Here is a 21372-nt window from a genome sequence, read left to right on the forward strand (position 1 = left end):
TTTTTTATGCTTGTCGTATTTACCCTTCGTACACGTTGACGATATTGATGCGTTTTGCCGCATCTAAATCGATATGGCCGTTGTTAGCAATATCGAGAAAATCAAAGGCGGGCAGTTCGGCTTCGGCCACATCCCCCTTCATCGGCGCGTTGGGATCGCGTTTCAACGAGATAAAGTCAAATTGGTCACGGTCAACACCCTGTGAAGGTGCAGTATTTTGCATAGCAGTGAAAATGGTTTCAATACGGCCAGGATATAGTCTATCCCACTGATTGAGCATGTCTTTAACCGCTTGACGCTTGAGGTTTTCTTGAGAGCCACAGAGATTACAAGGAATAATGGGGAATTTTTTAAGCTGTGCGTATTCTTCCAAATCCTTTTCACGACAGTACGCAAGTGGGCGAATAACCACGTTTGCGCCATCGTCCGAGAGCAACTTAGGTGGCATGGCTTTCATCTTGCCGCCATAAAACATATTGAGGAATAGCGTTTCAATAATATCGTCTCTGTGATGACCGAGAGCTATCTTGGTTGCGCCAATTCGTTGCGCAAAACCATAGAGAGTGCCACGACGCAGGCGAGAGCACAGTGAGCAAGTGGTTTTGCCTTCAGGAATTTTCTCCTTCACAATCGAGTAAGTGTCTTTTTCAAGAATGTGATAGGGAATATTAAGGCTATCTAGATAGGCAGGCAGTATATCTTCAGGGAAACCTGGCTGCTTTTGATCTAAATTAACGGCAATAATTTCGAACTGTACAGGCGCGCGCTGTTGTAGATTGAGCAGAATATCCAGCATAGCATAGCTGTCTTTACCGCCACTTAGGCAGCACATGACTCGGTCACCATCTTCAATCATGTTGTAGTCGGCGATAGCACTACCCACTTCACGACGCAGACGCTTCTGTAATTTATTCAGACGGGTAATTTGTTTTTTTGATAATTCTTCAGGCATTTGACTCGCCGTAACTTCAGACATAGCTTCCAACATAAAAAAAGCGCCCAGTAACTCAGTTTCAGGGCGCGTATTATTCCAGCTATCGACGGCGGGGTAAAGAGCGGCGTGCGTTACGCCTCTTCAAGCGGTGATTTATAACCATCAGGTTTGATAGCTAATAAATCACAATTGATGCTATCGATAACATGTTCTGCTGTGTTGCCAATGAGTGCTGCTGAAAAGCCCGTACGACCGACTGTACCTAAAATAACTAATTCAGCATCGAGCTGCTCAGCAAGCTCTGGGATCACATCCTCTGGTAATCCTTCCCTCACATGGCAATGGAGTGTATCGATACCATAGGCATTAGCCAGGTATTGCACTCTTTGTTCGTGTTGTAGGCGAATGGTGTCGTTGTAGGTTTGTGCATCAAAATCGGGGAGTTCAATGGCAAGATTTACCGGTGTACCAGGATAGCCATTGACTAAGTGAACTTCGGCGGCAAATTTTGCGGCTAAATCCTTCGCATGTTCAATAATTTTGCCATTAAGCATTTGATGATCGGTATCCTCAGTTGCCACATTTACCGCACAGAGAATTTTACCGGTTTCAGGCCAATCATGATCTTTGACCATTAATACAGGAACAGGGGCTTTACGCATTAAATGCCAATCCGTCGGAGTAAAGATCACCGCTTTTAATTTATCATGAGCATGGGTGCCTTTAACAATCAGATCATATTGCCCTGCAATGGCATGGTTAATAATGCTTTCAAAGGGGCGGTTGTGCCAAATAACTTGCGTATCAATATTCAGTTGTAGGTGGTTATAGGCTGACAGCAGATCTTGTATCCAAGCTAAACGTTGATCAATCACACCTTGGCGCATGGCTTCGCGCTCTTGGCTCGATAGAATCGATGTCATTTCATAGGAGAAGTCAAAAATCGAAAGAAACACGGTCACATGGGCGTTACTTTTACTGGCTAAGGTAACCGCTCGAGCGAGTGCCACTTGATGTTCTGTCGTAGGATCGACAACGACCAGTATTTTTTGATAATCCTTCATAACTTGTTCCTTTAGTCATAGGCTCATATTCATCATGAGCCTTTGGCAATTATCTGTATTGTTCTAGATCAAAACTCTTTTGAAAACCAGTGCCTAGCGCCAAAAACGCATGATTAATGATGAAGCTTATCTGGCAATTCTGGCATTACCCGCTAGAAGATTAAGTTCATTATAATCAACGATAATGATGTACTTACCTTTTACTTCGATTAACCCAGATTTTTGGAAGCGGCCTAACAAGCGACTGATGGTTTCAACGGTAAGGCCTAAGTAATTACCAATATCCCCACGTGTCATGGTCAAGCGAAATTCTTTGGCAGAAAAACCTCGATTACCAAAGCGGTTAGCGAGATTACTGATAAATGCAGCGAGGCGTTCTTCTGCATTTTTCTTACTGAGCAGCAAAATCATTTCTTGATCGCTCATGATTTCATTACTCATTAAGCGCATGATTTGTTGGCGTAATTTAGGCATTGTGCCTGAAAGTTCATCGAGAATATTGAAGGGTATTTCACACACCATGGAAGTTTCTAAGGCTTGTGCAAAACTTTGATGAGATTGTGCATGAATACCATCAAAACCAATGACATCTCCCGCTAAATGAAAGCCAGTGATCTGTTCATCGCCTTGTTCGGTGATAGTGTAACTTTTTATGGTGCCTGAGCGGATCGCAAAGAGTGATTTTAAAGGATCACCTGATTTAAAAATCTGTTCGCCTTTTTGAATAGGTTTCTTACGCTCAATAATGTCATCGAGTTGATCGAGTTCATTTGCATTGAGGGTGAATGGGATACAAAGGGTTCCCATACTGCAATCGTGACAATGAATTGCGCACCCACTGGCGGCGGGACGACGGTTTTTATTCTGCTCTATTGTCATGTCGGTTCTCAAGTTAATCCACTGCAGCCATGTTAAACCAATTCATTCGCTTGGGCTAGTTTAGCTGCGACAGGGCGATATATAAAGTTTGTGCACCAAAGGCAATTAAAAGTAAGCCACTCAATAATCTAACGGTTTTTTGCTGCACCCAATTGGCTAAGCGTTTGGCCGCCAATCCTGCACTGAGTAGTGCAGGGAGTGTACCCAAACCAAATGCCAGCATAATCAAGGCGCCTTGACTGGCAGAACCTGCCGCTACAGACCAAGTTAAGGTGCTATATACCAGTCCGCAGGGCAGCCATCCCCATATCAATCCCGCGGTGATGGCTTGCATTGGCGTAGTGATTGGCACCAGACGTTGTGCTATGGGTTTCAAATAACGCCACAAAATCTGACCAAGGCGTTCAATTTGTACTATTCCGATCCAAATTTTTGCAATGTAAAGCCCGGTTGCAATCATCATGACGCCGGCGATGATCCGGAGAATTAATAGGTAGCTATCTAGCTCAAATAAGTGCCCAAGCATGGCAGATGAACCGCCGACTAAAGCGCCCGCGAGGGTATAACTGACAATCCGGCCAAGGTTATAACTTAATAAGTAAGTGAGTTGATGGGCTAAGTGGTTTCCTTGCTTAGGATTAGCAAGCTGAGAGGAAAAGGCGCCAACAAGGCCACCGCACATGCCAAAGCAGTGAGCGGCTCCCATTAGACCAACGAGAAACGCACCCATTACATTGTATTCAATCACAGTGCCAGTCACTGAGGCATGCCTTTGTCTTGAGATTCCTGTTGCTTGATGCTCGCAGGATTAGGTTTGTCGGCATCTTCATCGAATAGAATTGAGACACTTTGGCGGTCTAAATCATCGAATTGTTCGGATTTTACCGCCCAAAAGAACACGGCTACAGCGATCAACACAAAGATCATCGCAATAGGGATAAGTACATAAATGATGCTCATTAGCTAAGCCTATTTTATTGTTATATTTTAATTCGTAATAATCTCAAACTGTTACCCACAACAATCAGTGAGCTTGTCGACATGCCGATAGCGGCAATATAAGGTGCAACATGGCCGGTTACCGCTAAAGGTAAAATGAGCGCGTTGTAACCTAATGCCCAAGCGAGATTTTGGCGAATAATTTGTGTGGTCAGTTTAGCAACCCTCACCGCTTGGGTGAAGCGGGAGAGGTGATCGCCAAGCAAAATAAGATCGGCACTGTTTTTGGCAATTGCACTACCGCTGCCCATGGCCACGGATAAATCGGCGCCAGCGAGTACAGGAGCGTCATTTATGCCATCACCGAACATCACCACAGAATTGGATTGCTGTAACTTATTCACTAGCGAGAGTTTATCGGCCGGTGTGAGTCCACTGTGTACATCCGTAATGCCGAGCTCTTTTGCCAATTGATGCACATGCCCAGAGCTATCCCCGCTGGCGATACTGACCTTGCAACCTTGTTGCTTCAGTATGTCGACAGTTTCTTTGCTATCGATACGAATATTGTCTTTGATCTCAATAGTGGCGATAACCTTTAGTTGGTCATCACTGGCACGAGCAAGCCAAATCTGTTGATTGATAAACTCAGGATTGACTATTGCGCCAGTAAAGTGAGCATTCCCAATGCGATATTCAGCGCCATTGATAATGCCTTTAACCCCAAAACCCACTTCATGGTGAACCTGATTTGCGACGACATCGGGTGTCAAATAAGCAGCAAATGCAGCAGCAATGGGATGACGAGAGCCCGTTTCTAACGCTGCGGCAATCGCTAGTACTTGTTCTTTACTAAAATCACCATGACATTGCACCTTGGCTATCGATAGCGTGCCGCAGGTGAGGGTGCCGGTTTTATCAAATACTACATGCCTGATTTGAGGTAGTTTTTCAAATACACCCGCCTTACGGGTAATGATCCCAAGACGGGTAAAAATCGCGGTCGCGCAGGTCACTGCGGTAGGCGTCGCTAGCGCAAGGGCGCAAGGACAGGTGGCCACTAATACTGACAAGGTCACCCAAAAGGCGTCTTCGGGGGAGATTTGTAGCCACACCAGATAGGTGATTGTCGCTATGGTTAAGATAGTGCCTGAGAAATAACGCGACAGTTTATCGGCTAGCATAGCGACGGCAGGTTTAGTGTTTGAGGCTAATTCCTGCAAGCGAATAATTTCAGCAACCAATTGGTCTTGCCCAAGAGCGGTGACTTTTACCTTAATGGGTTGGTCTAGGTTAATGGTGCCAGCAAATACTTGGCTATCGACGGGCTTTTCAATCGGCATTTGCTCACCGGTGAGCATGGCTTCATTGATGCTAGTGTGGCCGTCAACCACGATTCCATCGGCGGCGACCATTTCACCGGGTTTAATAAGGATAATATCCCCAAGACATAATTTTTTAGCGGGGATTTCTTCTTGCCCCTGCGCCGTGACCAGATGTGCCGTTAACGGCACTAACTTGTGAAGATTACTGGAGCTAACGGAAGCTTTTTGTCTTGCCTTCTGCTCGAAATAACGTCCCAGCAGCAGGAAGAAGGTAAACATGGAAACGGATTCAAAATAGACTTCGCCCGTGCCGTTAACGGTCGCAAAGCAACTGGCGATATAGGCGCCGCCAATGGCGATAGAGACCGATACGTCCATATTGAGTTTGCCACTGAGCAGGGTGCGAATCGCGCTAAAATAGAAGGGCTGCGCCGAATAGAGCACCACGGGCGTGGCGAAAATCATGCTCACCCAGCGGAAATAATCCCGATATTGCACATCCAAATCGGTAAAGTAACCGGTATAGAGGGCGAGGGCGAACATCATCACTTGCATGGTGGCAAAGCCCGCTAAACCTAAACGCAGTAAGAATTTACGGCTATTTTGCTTGGCGGTCAGTTCTTGTTCATCCACTTGATAGGGCGCAGCTTGATAACCGATACGGCTAATTTGCCCCAAAATATCACTGAGTTTAACTTGTTGTTTATCCCAGCTAATCAGCGCCCTTTGGGTGGTGGAGTTGACCATCACTTGGCTTACGCCAGGCAGTTGCTTCACTTTATGTTCAATTAACCAAGCGCAGGCCGCGCAGGTAATGCCATCAATGGACAGCGACACTGAGTCGCTATTCTCCACTGAGTGGACAAAGTCCTGCTGTACCTCGGGCAAGTCATAGGCACTAAACTGATTTAATTCATCAGGCACAAGGGCCGTCTGTTTATTACCTGGCTCAGTTCTAAACTTGTAATAGCTTAATAAGCCTGCATCAACAATGGCTTGGGATACCGCTTGGCAGCCTGGGCAACACATGAGTTCATCGCGATCATTAATGCGAGTGACAAACTGCGTGCCGGTGAGTACAGGTTCATTACAGTGAAAACAACTTGGATGTGTCATAGCAATACTTATTCAACCACCGTCAGTTCAACCACAATTGGACGCTGTCTTTTAATTCGACACGTTGATGAATACGCCATTTACCGTCAAAACCTTCGAGGCGAACTTCCCAAGCGCCCGTTAACACATCGGGCAGAGTAATGCGATACACATGATTGGCATCGGCGGTGACAGTGGCCTTAATATCTCTTTCGGCAATCGTTGGGTGATAAAATTCGACTTTCAACGCAGCTTGATAGGCTGGGCCGCCGTGCTGAGTGAATAGGAGTTCATGGTTATTCTGTTCAAGTTGCCATTGCATGCCAAGCTGCTTGGCATATTTGACTTTACTCAAGTCCATGTTGATGGCTTTGCCTTCTTTGTAATAATCCTCGGCAACCAGAGAGTCAGAGTTTGAGAGGGCAATTTTTAGCGTGGTAAAACTTGCGACGACGGCACATAAAGGAAGAATAATTAAAAACCAAGGCCAAAACTGCTTATACCAGGGTTGTTGTTCGCTCATGTTAAATACCCATTATAAAAATTTGCGCCATTTTACCGTTAAAAGGTGGCTTTAGCACTTTAAAAAAAAGGCCTCGACGTTATCGAGGCCTTAGTGTTACTCATATCTAATTACTTGTTTGACAAGCTATAAACATAAGCTGCGATCACGTGGACTTTCTCTTCACCGAGAACGTCTTTCCATGCTGGCATCACGCCTGCACGGCCGTGTTTGATCGTTTCTTCGATCACACCACGGCTACCGCCATATAACCAAACATCGTCAGTTAAGTTAGGTGCGCCCATGAGTTTATTGCCTTTTGCGTCCATACCGTGACACGCAAAACAACCTTTCATGAATGAACCTTGACCAAGAGCTGCGAGTTTCTCGTCGTGTTCACGACCAGATAACTTAACCACATACTCGGCTAGACCAGCAATTTCGCTATCGTCGATTGGCAAACCACCTTTTGGTGGCATCATGCCATGACGACCGCTCATGATGGTGGTTTTAATCGTGGCTAAATCGCCACCGTATAACCAATCACTGTCGGTCAGGTTAGGGAAGCCTTTGCTACCACGTGCGTCAGAGCCGTGGCACTGCGCGCAGTTTTGTAGGAACAAACGGCCGCCCACTTTCAACGCTTCTTGGTTTTTCACTAACTCTTCGAGTGGTGTTGCCAAGTAAGCCGCGAAGATTGGGCCATATTTTTCGTTAGCGTGTTTAACTTCTTGGTCGTACTGAACGTACATGCCTTCTTTTGCCGCCAGCTCAATCGCGGCTACAGAATCGGCTTTAATACCTTTCTCTGTACCAATGCTTTGGTTAGAGCTGGTCCAGTTCAGTAGACCTTTGTAGTTACCTAAACCTGGGAACAGGGCTAAGTACACTAGGCCAAACACGATAGTGATATAGAACATATAACTCCACCATTTTGGCAGTGGGTTATTGAGTTCTTCGATACCATCGAAACTGTGACCCATGGATTCGCCTTCTTTGACATCGGTGGTGTTCTTTGAACACACACGTAGCAACAGAAAACATCCTGCGATCACAATTAACGAGAGTACGCTAATCCAAATACTCCAGAAGCTACTCATCACTTATTCTCTCCTGAGTCCTTCGATTCCTTGCTGATTTCCTCATCGGAAAACACAAGATTCGCTGCTTCATCAAAGGATTTTTGACGACGCGAGCTATATGCCCAAGCAAATATACCGACGAAGGTCAGCATCACAATGATGGTTAAAATACCTTGTAATGTGCCGTAATCCATATACTGCCTCCTTATTTGAGTGCGTGACCCAAAGACTGAAGATATGCAATCAAGGCTTCCAGCTCTGTCTTACCTTCAACAGCTTTCTGCGCGCCTGCAATTTCTTCATCGGTGTAAAGATCCTTACCTTTGTAACCGCCTTTGTGCATGTTACGCAGAATAGTCATCTTGTCGCCGGTTAACTTGCCGTCTAACTTGTTTTCGGCAAGCCATGGGAAGGCTGGCATATTCGATTGAGGGACCACAGCACGAGGATCGATTAAGTGAACTTCATGCCATTTATCGCTGTAGCGACCGCCAACACGGGCCAAGTCTGGACCAGTACGCTTAGAACCCCATTGGAATGGGTGATCCCAAACAGACTCACCGGCAACAGAGTAGTGACCGTAACGTTCAGTCTCTGCACGTAAAGGACGGATCATCTGGCTGTGACAGTTGTAGCAACCTTCACGCACATAAATGTCACGGCCTTCAAGTTGCAGGGCAGTGTAGGGTTTCAAACCTTCAACAGGCTCAGTGGTATCTTTTTGGAAAATCAGCGGCGTGATTTCAACCAAGCTACCGAAGCTGATAGCGATAACAGTGAATATCGCTAACAAACCGATGTTTTTTTCAACTATCTCATGATTAAATTTCATCGAGTTTGCTCCTTAAGCCGCTTTTGCTTCAGCCAGTGCTGGCAATGAATCTTTAGAGGCTTTCACAGTACGGATCACGTTGTATGCCATGATCAGCATACCGGTTAAGAAGAAACAACCGCCGAGGAAACGTACGAAGTAGAAAGGATAAGAAGCTTCCAGACTTTCAACAAAGCTATAAGTCAAAGTACCGTCAGCGTTAACTGCACGCCACATCAGACCCTGCATTACACCCGAAATCCACATAGACACGATGTAAAGAACAGTACCGATTGTCGCTAACCAGAAATGCACGTTAACTAACTTGATGCTGTACATACGGCCATGGCCGAACAGTACTGGAATCAAGTGATACAGAGAACCGATAGATACCATTGCAACCCAGCCTAGCGCGCCGGAGTGAACGTGACCTACTGTCCAATCTGTGTAATGAGATAAAGCGTTAACTGTCTTGATGGCCATCATCGGACCTTCGAAGGTCGACATACCATAGAAAGACAGAGAAACCACTAAGAAACGCAATACTGGGTCAGTACGCAGTTTGTGCCATGCGCCAGATAAGGTCATGATACCGTTGATCATACCGCCCCAAGATGGTGCGAACAGGATCAGTGACATCACCATACCTAAAGACTGAGTCCAGTCAGGCAGGGCAGTGTAGTGTAAGTGGTGAGGACCTGCCCAAATGTACAGTGCGATCAGTGCCCAAAAGTGCACAATCGACAGACGATATGAGTAAACAGGACGACCGGCTTGCTTAGGAACGAAGTAGTACATCATACCTAAGAAGCCTGCGGTTAACAGGAAGCCTACCGCGTTGTGACCATACCACCATTGCACCATGGCATCGACCGCGCCACTGTACATAGAGTATGACTTAAACAAGCTAACAGGAACGGCCATTGAGTTCACGATGTGAAGCACGGCAACCGTAATGATAAATGCACCAAAGAACCAGTTCGCTACGTAAATATGCGATGTTGTTCGTTTGATAATAGTGCCGAAGAACACTATTGCATAGGATACCCAAACGATCGTAATAGCGATATCGATTGGCCATTCTAATTCAGCATATTCTTTACCGCTGGTATAACCCATTGGCAGAGTGATGGCTGCTGACAGAATGATGGCTTGCCATCCCCAAAACGTAAATGCAGCTAATTTAGGTGCAAATAGTCGGGTTTGACAGGTGCGTTGTACGACATAATAGGATGTTGCAAAGAGGGCTGATGTTCCGAACGCGAAAATTACCGCATTGGTGTGTAATGGTCGCAAGCGACTATACGTAAACCAAGGCGTATCGAAGTTCAGATGTGGCCAGATTAACTGAGCCGCAATTAAAACACCGACTGACATACCAACAATACCCCACAAAACTGTGGTTAAGGCGAATTGGCGGACAATGGTGTAATTGTAATCAGCGCCTGTTGGCTGGGAATGGTTCATCATAATGCTTCCACTGCTTATTACTTTTACTTTTAGTAAAGACTAGCTTTACCTGTTATATATGACACAAAGCTCATGTCCCTATAAGGGTTATGAAGCCATGTCAATGCGTTACCCTACACATTTGTGCTCAAATATGAGGTTTCGCAATGATACTTGAGCCATGTCAAAAAAGATACCAAAGAAGGGGGACGGAAAGTTGATCTAGATCAACCTACGCCATAGAATGTTAACATCTTGCATCACAAGGTTAATTTTTGTGCTTAATCGCAAACGTCTCCCGCTTTACATCATGTTAATTGCGTTGAATCTTAGCGCTTGTGATAAAAAAGCCGAGCAACAGGTAAAAATACCGCCTACAGATCCCACTCTTTGTGTGTTTACTCAGGGGGATTGCATTAAAAAGGTCGGGGATATAGTGCTGAGCATCAGCCTTTCGCCAGATCGTGCGCCAAGTGAAAAACCATTAACATTGAAGCTATTATCTTCTAATGTACTTGATAATTTACAGGTCCGTTTAGAAGGTAGAGATATGTTTATGGGCATTATCCCTGTCAATATTCGTCAACTCGATAAAACAACCTATGAGGGGCAGTTGATTTACGGTTCCTGTAGCAGTGGATATATGGTGTGGCGTGGTTTTATCAGTTTTAGTCGAAATGGTGTCGAGCAAGCCGTTATTTTTGACTTTCTTGCCGATAATCCGTATTAAGTTTATGCAGTTCGCCGGATAAAGAGCTTGTTAACAATATTAACTCCCGCTCCTTATTCATATGACCGATTATCATAGGTGGATGATTGATTATGAATGCTTTTTTGGCTATTCATCATGATCCTTCCAGTTTTCCTTTACCTGTACAAAAATATCGATGTTATTGATAAACAGTTCGAGTAAATCAGGATCAAAATGTTTACCTGCACCTTTACGCATTTCATCGATAACCTCTTCCAGTGGCCAAGCTGCTTTATAGCAACGTGCATGGGAAAGAGCATCGAACACATCTGCAATTGCAACAATACGGGCAAAAATGTGAATTTGTTCTTGTCTTAAATTGGCTGGATAGCCTGAACCATCATACTTTTCATGATGTTGCAAGGCTATAATCGCTGCGGCTTTTAGGATAGGCCGCTCGGAATTAGCGAGGATCTGGTAGCCAATAGTAGGGTGCTGACGCATAACCGACCATTCTTTATCGTCTAACTTACCAGGCTTAAGCAACACAGCATCGGGGATCGCTATCTTACCAATATCATGCATAGGCGATGCTCTGCGTAAAAGTTCAGCTTCGGTCTCTGATAATCCAGCAAGTAGTGCCAGTTTGGCACAATATTCGGCCATACGTTTTACGTGGTTTGCCGCCTCTTTTGAGCGACTTTCAACGACATCCCCTAAACGTAGAATAAGTTCAGACTGGGTATCTTCGACCTCTTGATTTAGAAGTAGGTTCTCAAAGGCGATACCCACATTTATTGCAAAAATATCAATAAGTTTTTTATCTAAATCGTCGATTTTATCAATCCCATCCATATAAAGCAGGTTGATAAGCCCGCTCTTCGTTGGGAAATAGCCAACGAAACAGTTATCTTCATATAAACAACGCTTTTGTGCGAGAGCGGTGCGTAATAACTTATCAATATGCATTGGTAACACTTTGTTCGCAGGACTCTCGGCAAATTGTCCCGTCCCCGCCAAAATCTTAATCTCAGCAGATTCCATATGGCCGCTTATCGCATCCATGGCATTGCAGGTTAGCAGCAGTGTTTCGGAATCGAGATTCAATAGGGTTGCAACTTGGGTCAGCAAGCCATCAGCGAATCGATAGAGCGTTCTGAGTTCAAATAATCCTGAGGTTGCCTCGAGCACTCGCTCTAATCCTTTTCGGTGATTCAGCTGTGCACGCCTTGCTTGTTCGATTTCCATAATGTCTCGGTAAGAACGCAGTGCCGAGTAGACACTTGTCATTAACTTGCGTGAATCGAGTTCAGATTTTGCCTTATAGTCATTGATATCGTAGTTGACGATAACATCTTCTTCAGGAGCTTGGCCTGGCTGTCCTGTGCGCAAAATTAGGCGGATTGTTTTGTTTTTATGTTCCTCACGGATCCACTTTACTAACTCCAAGCCAGCATGATCGGTTTCCATAACAACATCAATAAAGGCAATTGCCAGATCTTGTTCATTTAAAAGAAATTCTTTAGCTTGTTCAGCACTATAAGCGTTAATAAAGGAGAGGGCACGACCATCGAGTTTAAAACGAGAAAGTGCAAGTTTAGTGACCGTGTGTACATCAGGCTCATCATCAACAACAAGAATTTTCCAGGGCGCAGAAAATGCAGAAGTTTCTATGGTTTTTTTCCCTGAAAAGAGCGGCTTTTTCTTTGTAAGATCAATCACCATCCGAGACCTCATCACTTAATTTATGTCGCACAGTTAGAGTGTAGTAGAAGCTTGTCAAATCAGTAAAAATAATTCTGCAGCGGGGAAGGTCGCAAATTTAACAGCTCGTTATTGATAACTATTATCATTTGTGTATTATCAAAATAGATAACTCAGCAGGAATTTATATGGCATATATGGCAGAAAGGATCAATTTATCTATATCAGAGGAGAAACTTGCGCAACTCATTCGTGAAGGAAGTCTATGTGCAGCGGATTTTTCATGTCTAGATAATCAATCAAAACGGAAAGTCTGGCAACTTTGCCTTATCTGTTGCCAAAAACGCATAGGCTGCCAGCAATGTTCACAAACAAGTTGTCCGCAAATTGAAAGACTCATTAATGCCGATAAATAACGTTATCGGCATTTGCATTTAAGTATTATCATGCATTAAACACTTAAATTTAAAAGTTATTATGCAGCTTCCTCCAGTATTACCTTTATTTGATTCAATTGAATTCATACAAGATGGGAACAGTGTGGTGAATCAATACATTACCCAAGTCAGTCTAACGGATGTGCCTGATGCAGGTTTAGTAATGGAACATGCAACAGATTGGTTGTTTGAACAAAAACACAGTGAAAACAACTATAAAGCCTATCGGAGTGAACTCACGACATTCCTGCATTGGTGCTTTGATGTCGCCAAAATGTCACCCACACAGGTGCTACGTAAGGATATGAGTCGGTATGTGGATTACTGTTTGGCGCCACCCTTAGCGCTGATTGGTTACTTTAACGTGCCACAGTTTAAACTCGATAAACTGCGTGATGAGCGGGTTCCTAATAGTCTTTGGCGGCCATTTGTCGGCAAGAAACTGTTAGGGCAAGTTCAACCTTATGTGCTTAGCGACAATGCATTAAAAACCAAGATTGCTATTTTATCCTCGTTTTATAGCTACTTAATGAGTGAGGAGTTTTGTGAGCGCAACCCCGCGCAAATTTGGTTGAATCACAGCCGCTTTGGCCAAAACAAGCAGTATCAAAGACAAAGCGAGGAAGATGAAAACAACTTGGCTTTCACAGAACTACAGTGGTCCTATGTGATGAGCACTGTTACTCGATTGGCTGAAACATTACCCGAATTGCATCAACGTAGTTTATTTTTGATTTCATTGATTTATTCATGCTATTTACGCATCTCTGATGTATCTGCACGGGTTGGCTATTCACCAGTAATGGGCCAATTTAGGCAAAATTCACAGACAGGCATTTGGAGTTTTCATATTCCACTCAGTAAAGGTGGTAAAAAGCGTAGCGTGGCGATGTCAAAGGCATTACTGGACGGCTTAGTTAAATATCGACAGTTTTTAGGTCTTACTGACTATCCAAATCAAAGTGAACCACATCCGTTATTTGTTCGACATAGAGCAGCTGGTCGCGGCCGAGATGCGGGTGTAGTGAATGCCAATCTTGGGATCCGTCAAATCCGGGAAGAAATCCAAGCGATTATTAATCTTGCTGCGGATAATGCTCAAGCTGATGGCTTTCACCAAGACGCGGCACAAATGAGAAAACTCACAGCACACAATATCAGACATACAGGGATTACCCATGACATTAATATTAACCGTAGACCGTTGTCACATGTCCAAGCCGATGCAGGCCATGAGAGTATCGACACCACATCGAAGTATTTACACACCACACAAATAGAAAGACATGAAAGCGCCTTTAATAAGCCGTTAGACCATTTGCAAGGTATTAACTAGGATGTTATCGGCACCCTAAATCCCTCTCACACAAAACTGCGTACAATGTATATTATGTTAAATAGTGTATAGAAGAAAGAAACAGTTCTCTATGGATTTACGTTAAAGTACTTTCACTTCTGCTGGTTCTGCTTGATTGAGGATTTATTGGTTTAAAGAAGAAATGCTATTGCTTATATCGCGTTGCTACGTGAATGTTTGCAGAGATTACTCCACATAGTGCTAAAGAATTCACATAGCATCGCGTTTTATATCATGATGTTGGTGTCTATTATTACTTGGATCGACTTTTGATTTTGCCAATCAATCTCTTCATTTGCCTACGGTCAAATCTTAAAGCCCGACCACGGCTGGTTGTGACAGTTGGCTTCCTTGAAGTCGATAGCCATGATTATAAATATTTGCTCGACCATCACGGCAGAAACCGACTAAAGTCACATTGCTTTGCTCCGCAATCTCAGTAGCCAACGCCGTCACGGCTGACATAGCAAACAGAATTTGAATACCGACACTTGCCGCCTTTTGTACCATTTCAAAACTGGCGCGGCTGGTTAACAATACCGCAGCGGGTTTTGCTGCATATCGTATAGACATAGCCCCGATCAATTTATCTAAAGCGATATGTCGGCCAATATCTTCAAATAGATAAATCACCTCCCCGTTTTCATTTACACCAATTGCAGCATGGGTTGCACCAGTTAAAGCAAAAGTCTGTTGTAGTTGTTTGACTCGGACTAAAATCGGGTCGAGATGTGCAATGTTGAATCTGATATCGGATCCGACGACTTGAACTGGTTTTACAGCATCTTTAAGCTGTGCAACACCACAGAGACCACAGCCAGTGCGTCCTGCCATGCTACGGCGATGCTCCTTTAACTCATTGAAACAGCGTTGATTAATCTCTATCTTAATGATCACGCCATTAGAAACATATTCAAGTTCAATATCTTTTATATCATTAATGGTTGAGACAATTCTTTCCGAAAGCGTAAAACCTATCGCAAACACTTCCAAGTCCTGTGGGCTTGCCATCATGACTGTGTGCGCCAATCCGTTATACACCAACGCCACTCTTACCTCATTGGCGAGTAATTCAGTTTGTTCAACATTCCCTGCCGTGCTAAATCGAGTCACATCGGCTGTAACAACTGAATTAGGGAAAGAATTATCAGCAACCATCAACGCATCTCCTGTTAACTACGTTTTCTAAGCTTCATGGGCCAGCAATAGCGGATTGACAGTTGTCGCACCATAGCCCTTTGTATTGAGCTCGGCATCCAATCCCATCGATGCGATATCATCCGCTGCCGCATCTAACAATGGCAAACGGTTGATAAAAAACATCTTAGTATATCCTTTACACGCCTCGCAGCTCTCAATCCGTACGGCAGCCTTATGATCGTCAAACGACCAAATAGACATCTCACGGGATTGTTCGCAGCAGGTACAATGGGCGCGCACATAATGCCACTCAGTTTCGCACAGACTGCAATGCAGATAACGCAGCCCTTCGCGGGGTTTATCGACAATCATGCTGGCGACAGGATGACTGCCGCATACAGGGCATAAACTGGACTGCTTAACCCTATTGGTATCCATACGCGCAATCACCATGGGCGCCCAATGGGACCAATAGAGTGACAAACCCGCCCAAATAAATAAGCTAAACTGTGCGGGTACGGCACTAAACAGCCCTTGCCTCAGTTGATTGCCCCACTGGAGCAATTGGACTGGCGATTGCTCCAGTAGCTCCTGGAGAACAGGCACTAAATGCGCGGGCACTTGGGATTGCAATTCTGTCAGCAATGCTTGCAATGGTTGTAACCAATCCTGAGCCGTTTGAGTTTGGCTTAGGGACAACGGATATGGCGCCTCAACGTCAATCATTGGTGCTGGGCCCATATCCGTTGCCGCCAGTTTTTGCTGCGCAGACACTAGGATTTGGCAGAGCTTAAGATAATCCGCCAGCGGAGAATCCTGCGCTAATTGGGCTAAACGACGTGCTCTATGTTGATAAATTTTTTCAGGATCTGCTGCTTTTAGCGGTTTCAAAGCTAAGGGAGATTTATCAACAAAACTTAACGGGATATCGCTGGCCATCTTCATCGCTATTATTCCTCGTGTTCTTCTAACATGGCTGGGTGGTGCTTACGAGCCCAAGCCTTAGAGACTTTGCCGTAGAGCATCCCAGTGATAGAGCCTTCAATCCAGCAGGCCATCCATACGTGTACCACTAGGGATAACAGCATTAATATGCCGCAGGCCGAGTGGACTAAGGTGGCCCAATTGACGGCTTCTGCCGAGAACATGGGGGCAAAATAAGGTTGCCACATCATGATGCCGCTGATCAGAAACGCCAGTACAAAAACCACAAAGGCGCGGAATAACATTTTCTGACCTGGGTTGTAGTGGCCCACGGGCGGAATGTTCTCTTCTTTTTGCAGTAACACCCACACCACGGCTTTCATCCAGGGCAAATCGTATTTATTCCACTTATTGTGCTGGTAGTAGCGGATTAACATCACCGCCAGCAGCAGACACATGGCAATTCCAAAGAATGGATGCATCACTTTTGCCAGTTGTGGTGTGCCAACAATGCCACTGAGCCACTGGAACGAAGGATAAAAAAACGAAAACCCCGTTAGAAAGGTCACTAGGCCAACAAAGACTATGGTCCAGTGGCACAGGCGATCTACGAGCTTATGACGCACGATCATTTCTTTATGATTCATAGCTTTTCCTCCTCTTTGACGCCGGCATCAATATAACCAGGCTGATCTTCCTCGACGATGTTGCGCCCTACAGCAATGCGGTGCATCAGGGCGAACGCCGCCGTTGCGAGCAAGCCTGCGGTGCCCAACGGTTTGAGCCAATCTTGACGCCATTCGGTTGCCGCAGGGATTTGCGGATCCTTGGGCATGCCATAGCTTTCGGGTTGCGAGATGTCGTGGAGGATCATCATCATATGCGTACCGCCAACGCCCTCTGGGTTATAAAGTCCCGCCTTGCTGAAGCCACGTTCCTTTAACTGCTCGACGCGTTTTTCGGCATAGAACAACATGTCTTCGCGGGTACCAAAGCGCAGTGCTCCCACGGTGCAGGTTTTAACGCAGGAAGGCTCGAGGCCAACGGCGAGCCTATCGGAGCACAGGGTGCACTTATAGGCTTTGTTATCTTTGGCGCTGATCTTAGGCACATTGAAAGGACAGGCACTGGCGCAATAGCCGCAGCCAATACACTTGTTCGAGTCAAAATCCACTGTGCCATTGGCATGTTGCACAATCGCGCCGCTGGTAGAGCAGGCTTTTAAACAGGCTGGATCGGCGCAGTGCATACAGGCAGTGTGGGTAAATTGCCAACGCAACTTATTGTTATCCATCACTTCGTGATACTGCATTATGTTCCAGCTTTCCGGTGACAGTGTCATCGGGTTCTGGTAACTGCCTTGGAAAGTACCGACATCTTCACGAAGGTCATTCCATTCGGAGCAGGCAACCTGACAGGCCTTACAGCCGGTACATTTCGTCGCATCAAACAGCTTAGTCACCTGCTGGACCGCTCCAATGCGTGCTTGAGACGCTGGGGTGATGTCCGTGGTGCCTGAGATGCGGATAATATCTTGAGAAGCCATAATTAGAAGCCCTCCGCTTTGGCAATATTCACAAGGAATGCTTTGTATTCAGGGGTTTGGGTATTGGCATCGCCCACAGATGAAGTCAGTTCGTTAACGATATAACTCTTCTGCGTCAAGGCCTCATAGCTGCCATGGCGTGGAATACCAATGGTATGGACTTTCTTGCCCTGAACCATCATGGGTTGGAGCCGTTTAGTGACATAGGCCTTAGTCACAATATGCGAGCGCTTAGAGCTCACTTTGACCCAATCACCGTTGTTGATACCCTTTTCCGCCGCCAAGGTTTCATCGATTTCGATAAAGTGTTGTGGCTGGGTAATCGCAGCAAGGTGGCAATGTGTGGTCCAGTTGTTGAAGTGCTCCGTCATTGAGTAAGTGGTGCCAACATAGGGGAATTCTTCATTGGTACCAAAGCTTTCACGTAAGCCTTTGAACATCCGCGCCACTGGGTTACTGGTGACCTTAGGGTGCAGCGGGTTACTCGCCAGTGGTGATTCAAACGGCTCGTAATGCTCTGGGAATGGACCATCTTTTAAGTCACGCAGCGCAAATAAGTGGCCAACGCCATCGGCTTGCATGATGAAAGGATGGGCCGAGTCTTCGGCATTCAATTTGGCATTAAAATCTGGCACATCAATGCCCTGCCACTTGTTGTCCTTGTATTCGAGTAGCACACGGCTCGGATCGCGCGGCTTACCTTGCACGTCGCAGGAGGCGCGGTTGTACAAGATGCGCCGGTTTGCTGGCCAAGCGAATGACCAATTTGGGGTAATGCCTTTGCCTGATGGATCGCTATTATCGCGACGCGCCATCAAGTTGCCCGCTTCGGTCCACATGCCTGAGTAAACCCAAACACCACATGAGGTTGATCCATCGGCTTTTAACTCGGAGAAACCATTGAGTAACTTACCGGTCGTGAGATCATAACCATTCATCTCCCGCGCGATTTCCTCTGAACTAGGTTCATGTTCGACCGCATAGTCCCATTTAATGGCTTCAATTGGCGCAGGTAAACGACCACCCTCTTCACGGTATAAACGTTTTAATTCCAGCATGATGCCAGAAAGAATTTCAGGATCAGACATGGCTTCGCCGGGTGGATTTGCGCCCTTAAAGTGCCATTGTAACCAGCGGCTTGAGTTGGCAATTGAACCACTTTCCTCAGCAAAACAGGTCGTGGGTAAGCGGAAGACTTCAGTTTGAATACTGGCGGTATCCACATCGTTAAACTGACCTGCATTGCGCCAGAAAGTGGAGGTTTCGTTTGCAAGTGCATCCAGCACAACTAAGAACTTCAGATTCGATAAGCCCTTAGACACTTTTTGTTTATCGGGCTGAGAGTTAAGCGCGTTGATGCCTTGGATAAAGTAGCCATTGACCTCACCGTGAACCATCATGTCGATTTGCTTGTTGATATCGTACTGTTGGTCCCACTTTGGCAGCCAGTCATAGCCATAATCATTCTCTGCCGTCGCATGTTCACCGAAGAATGCTTTTAACAACGACACGGTAAAGGCTGGGTAATTGTGCCAATAGTTGGTTTGGTTTGGTCTTAAGGCTTTTGGAGTGTAATGAGCTAAATAGTTTTGTAAATCAACATCTTTATCTTGAGGTAATTTAAGGTAACCCGGTAAGGCTTGGCACAATAACCCTAAGTCCGTTGCGCCTTGAACGTTTGAGTGACCACGCAGCGCATTCACGCCGCCGCCCATGATCCCCATATTGCCAAGCAGCAATTGGATCATCGCCATGGTGCGGATGTTTTGCGCGCCGACGCTGTGCTGTGTCCAACCTAGTGCATACAGGAAGGTTGCGGCTTTATGGTCAACATGGGTTGCCCCAATTTGCTGACACACTTCAAGATAGGTTTCTTTAGGCGTCCCAGTGATACTGGAAACTGTGTCGGGATCGTAGCGATCAACGTGTTTTTTCAGCAGGTTAATCACGCAACGAGGATGACTTAAGCTAGGGTCGACCTTAGCGTAGCCCTCTTCATCTAACTCATAGAACCAAGTAGATTGGTCGTATTTATGGTTAGCTTCATCGTAGCCACTGAATAAACCTTCATTAAATTCAAAGTCTTCCCGCACGATAAACGAGGCATTGGTATAGGCTTTGACATAGTTAAGGTTGATTTGCTGGGTTTCGAGCAGGTAGCGGATCATACCGAGTAGGAAGGCAATATCGGTGCCCGAACGAATAGGCGCATATAAATCAGCGACGGCAGCACTGCGGTTAAAGCGCGGATCGACCACAATCAACTTGGCATTGTTGTGCTCCATCGCTTCTGTCACCCAACCAAAACCGACGGGATGCGCTTCGGCAGCGTTACCGCCCATCACAATGGCCAGATCGGTATTTTTCATATCTGCCCAGTGGTTAGTCATAGCGCCGCGGCCAAAGGTGGGCGCCATCGCAGCAGGTGTCGGAGCGTGACAAACGCGGGCGATGTTATCTATGCCTAACATGCCAATGGCACGACCAAATTTATGGGTAATGTAGCAGCCTTCGTTTGCTTGGGCCGATGAAGTCATCATGCCTAGACTGACTAAGCGGTTAACGGTTTGACCCTGGGCATTTTTTTCAACCAGATTGGCATCACGCTCGTCTTTGATAAGTCTTGCGATACGCTTAAAGGCCTCATCCCAGCTAATGCGCTGCCATTTATCCGAACCAGGTAAACGCACTTCAGGATATTTTAAACGGTGCGGGCTATTCACATAGTCAACCAAGCCAGCGCCCTTAGGACACAGAGCTCCACGGTTAATTGGATTATCGGCATCGCCCTCGATATGAAAAATGCTCTGCTCCGCATTTTTCCCATTACTGCTCTGGCTGTACATCAACAAACCACAACCCACAGAGCAGTAGCAACAATTGTTACGCGTCTCTTTTGCGCGTAGCAATTTAAAACCTCTGACGGATGCAAATGCCTTTTCGGACATCAACCCCAGTGCAGAAATAGCAGAAGTCGCGGCTCCCACAGCACAGAGTTTAAAAAACTGTCGTCTATTCATTGTCATTTCACACACTCTCTTTTATGTGCTCACAAGTTGCAGCGAATACGCTGCATGCTTGAGTAGAGAACTTAACCCTACTCAAGGTGCGAGTATAAAAAAGTGACTAATAATGACAATTTCCGACAGGTGATCGAAATCACATTAAGCTTTCAATGGAATAACATCCTGATGTATGTAAGTTTTATTATGATTGTTGAATTAATATTTTTAAATAATGTCATTTCTCAGGATTTAACTCTTTTATTGATATGGACATTTTGATTAGTCATTTTGTCCACTTTGTACCAATTTCTGATAGCCGTAAATCTTATTGTTGATGCGCGTCACAAAAATGGCGTTAGTTGCTCAAATTATGAGTGAAAATACCGATTAGCCGCTTTTTGAGCAAGATCACAATTTAAGGTAAATGATTGGGGCGATAAGCGGCGATTTTGCCTGAAAGCGCGGTAAATCGTTTTTGACTAAGGGAT

General features: G+C 45.4%; 20 protein-coding genes. 3 read left to right on the top strand and 17 right to left on the bottom strand.

From position 1 onward, the window contains the following. Positions 1-19: 19 nt before the first annotated feature. The 11 genes from ttcA to ccoN all read right to left on the bottom strand — a co-directional run bounded on the left by ttcA (position 20) and on the right by ccoN (position 10101). Positions 20-988, bottom strand: a complete 969-nt coding sequence (ttcA, locus tag M0413_RS07580) for a tRNA 2-thiocytidine(32) synthetase TtcA (RefSeq protein WP_249553678.1) — start codon at positions 986-988, stop codon at positions 20-22. 77 nt (positions 989-1065) lie between these two features. Continuing rightward, positions 1066-1998, bottom strand: a complete 933-nt coding sequence (uspE, locus tag M0413_RS07585) for a universal stress protein UspE (RefSeq protein ID WP_037418539.1) — start codon at positions 1996-1998, stop codon at positions 1066-1068. Between the two features lie 126 nt (positions 1999-2124). Continuing rightward, entirely contained in the window at positions 2125-2877 is a 753-nt protein-coding gene (gene etrA / locus M0413_RS07590; RefSeq protein WP_037418542.1) for an electron transport transcriptional regulator EtrA, read from the bottom strand. 55 nt (positions 2878-2932) lie between these two features. Further along, complete coding sequence (locus M0413_RS07595) at positions 2933-3625, bottom strand: sulfite exporter TauE/SafE family protein (RefSeq protein WP_069455442.1); 693 nt, start codon at positions 3623-3625, stop codon at positions 2933-2935. A gap of 8 nt (positions 3626-3633) precedes the next feature. Next, positions 3634-3837 (bottom strand): cbb3-type cytochrome oxidase assembly protein CcoS, encoded by a 204-nt coding sequence (gene ccoS / locus M0413_RS07600; protein WP_037418545.1) that lies wholly within the window; start codon positions 3835-3837, stop codon positions 3634-3636. 20 nt (positions 3838-3857) lie between these two features. Then, positions 3858-6257 carry a heavy metal translocating P-type ATPase gene (locus M0413_RS07605; protein ID WP_249553680.1) on the bottom strand — a complete coding sequence of 800 codons (2400 nt, stop codon included), beginning with the start codon at positions 6255-6257 and terminating at the stop codon, positions 3858-3860. 22 nt (positions 6258-6279) lie between these two features. After that, positions 6280-6759, bottom strand: a complete 480-nt coding sequence (locus M0413_RS07610; RefSeq protein ID WP_055647955.1) for a FixH family protein — start codon at positions 6757-6759, stop codon at positions 6280-6282. Between the two features lie 110 nt (positions 6760-6869). Next, the gene (ccoP, locus tag M0413_RS07615; protein WP_037430481.1) at positions 6870-7838 is read right to left on the bottom strand and encodes a cytochrome-c oxidase, cbb3-type subunit III; all 969 of its coding nucleotides are present in this window, start codon (positions 7836-7838) and stop codon (positions 6870-6872) included. Next, positions 7838-8014 (bottom strand): CcoQ/FixQ family Cbb3-type cytochrome c oxidase assembly chaperone, encoded by a 177-nt coding sequence (locus M0413_RS07620; RefSeq protein WP_011072349.1) that lies wholly within the window; start codon positions 8012-8014, stop codon positions 7838-7840. The genes ccoP and M0413_RS07620 overlap by 1 nt, the downstream gene beginning before the upstream one ends. Before the next feature lie 11 nt (positions 8015-8025). Beyond that, on the bottom strand, positions 8026-8652 hold the full coding sequence (gene ccoO, locus M0413_RS07625) for a cytochrome-c oxidase, cbb3-type subunit II (protein WP_023265294.1): 627 nt from the start codon (positions 8650-8652) through the stop codon (positions 8026-8028). Positions 8653-8664: 12 nt separating this feature from the next. After that, complete coding sequence (gene ccoN / locus M0413_RS07630) at positions 8665-10101, bottom strand: cytochrome-c oxidase, cbb3-type subunit I (protein WP_011072351.1); 1437 nt, start codon at positions 10099-10101, stop codon at positions 8665-8667. 223 nt (positions 10102-10324) lie between these two features. Between ccoN and M0413_RS07635 the strand changes: the two genes are divergently transcribed. Next, positions 10325-10810 (top strand): hypothetical protein, encoded by a 486-nt coding sequence (locus tag M0413_RS07635; protein WP_249553682.1) that lies wholly within the window; start codon positions 10325-10327, stop codon positions 10808-10810. A gap of 108 nt (positions 10811-10918) precedes the next feature. Here M0413_RS07635 and M0413_RS07640 read toward each other — a convergent pair whose 3' ends face one another. Further along, positions 10919-12496 (bottom strand): DUF3369 domain-containing protein, encoded by a 1578-nt coding sequence (locus M0413_RS07640; protein ID WP_055647957.1) that lies wholly within the window; start codon positions 12494-12496, stop codon positions 10919-10921. Between the two features lie 176 nt (positions 12497-12672). Here M0413_RS07640 and M0413_RS07645 point away from each other — a divergent pair, with 176 nt between their 5' ends. Beyond that, complete coding sequence (locus M0413_RS07645) at positions 12673-12891, top strand: hypothetical protein (protein WP_037430492.1); 219 nt, start codon at positions 12673-12675, stop codon at positions 12889-12891. A gap of 61 nt (positions 12892-12952) precedes the next feature. Continuing rightward, positions 12953-14248, top strand: a complete 1296-nt coding sequence (locus M0413_RS07650) for a tyrosine-type recombinase/integrase (RefSeq protein ID WP_249553684.1) — start codon at positions 12953-12955, stop codon at positions 14246-14248. Between the two features lie 333 nt (positions 14249-14581). Here the strand turns inward: M0413_RS07650 and fdhD are convergent, their stop codons facing one another. The 5 genes from fdhD to fdnG are packed head-to-tail and all read right to left on the bottom strand — an operon-like array spanning position 14582 to position 20899. Beyond that, positions 14582-15427: a formate dehydrogenase accessory sulfurtransferase FdhD gene (fdhD, locus tag M0413_RS07655; protein ID WP_330131205.1), complete on the bottom strand. Its 846-nt coding sequence runs from the start codon at positions 15425-15427 to the stop codon at positions 14582-14584. 27 nt (positions 15428-15454) lie between these two features. Beyond that, the gene (gene fdhE / locus M0413_RS07660) at positions 15455-16354 is read right to left on the bottom strand and encodes a formate dehydrogenase accessory protein FdhE (RefSeq protein WP_249553685.1); all 900 of its coding nucleotides are present in this window, start codon (positions 16352-16354) and stop codon (positions 15455-15457) included. A gap of 5 nt (positions 16355-16359) precedes the next feature. After that, the gene (locus M0413_RS07665; protein WP_037418572.1) at positions 16360-16980 is read right to left on the bottom strand and encodes a formate dehydrogenase subunit gamma; all 621 of its coding nucleotides are present in this window, start codon (positions 16978-16980) and stop codon (positions 16360-16362) included. Further along, a complete protein-coding gene (gene fdxH / locus M0413_RS07670) occupies positions 16977-17879 on the bottom strand; it encodes a formate dehydrogenase subunit beta (protein WP_249553686.1) in 903 nt (300 codons plus the stop codon). Before fdxH ends, M0413_RS07665 begins: the two co-directional genes overlap by 4 nt. A 2-nt stretch (positions 17880-17881) precedes the next feature. After that, positions 17882-20899, bottom strand: coding sequence for a formate dehydrogenase-N subunit alpha (gene fdnG, locus M0413_RS07675; RefSeq protein ID WP_249553690.1), 3018 nt, complete (start codon positions 20897-20899; stop codon positions 17882-17884). Positions 20900-21372: the final 473 nt, after the last annotated feature.

Source organism: Shewanella sp. 8A (assembly GCF_023475945.1).
GTDB classification, from domain to species: Bacteria; Pseudomonadota; Gammaproteobacteria; order Enterobacterales; family Shewanellaceae; genus Shewanella; species Shewanella xiamenensis.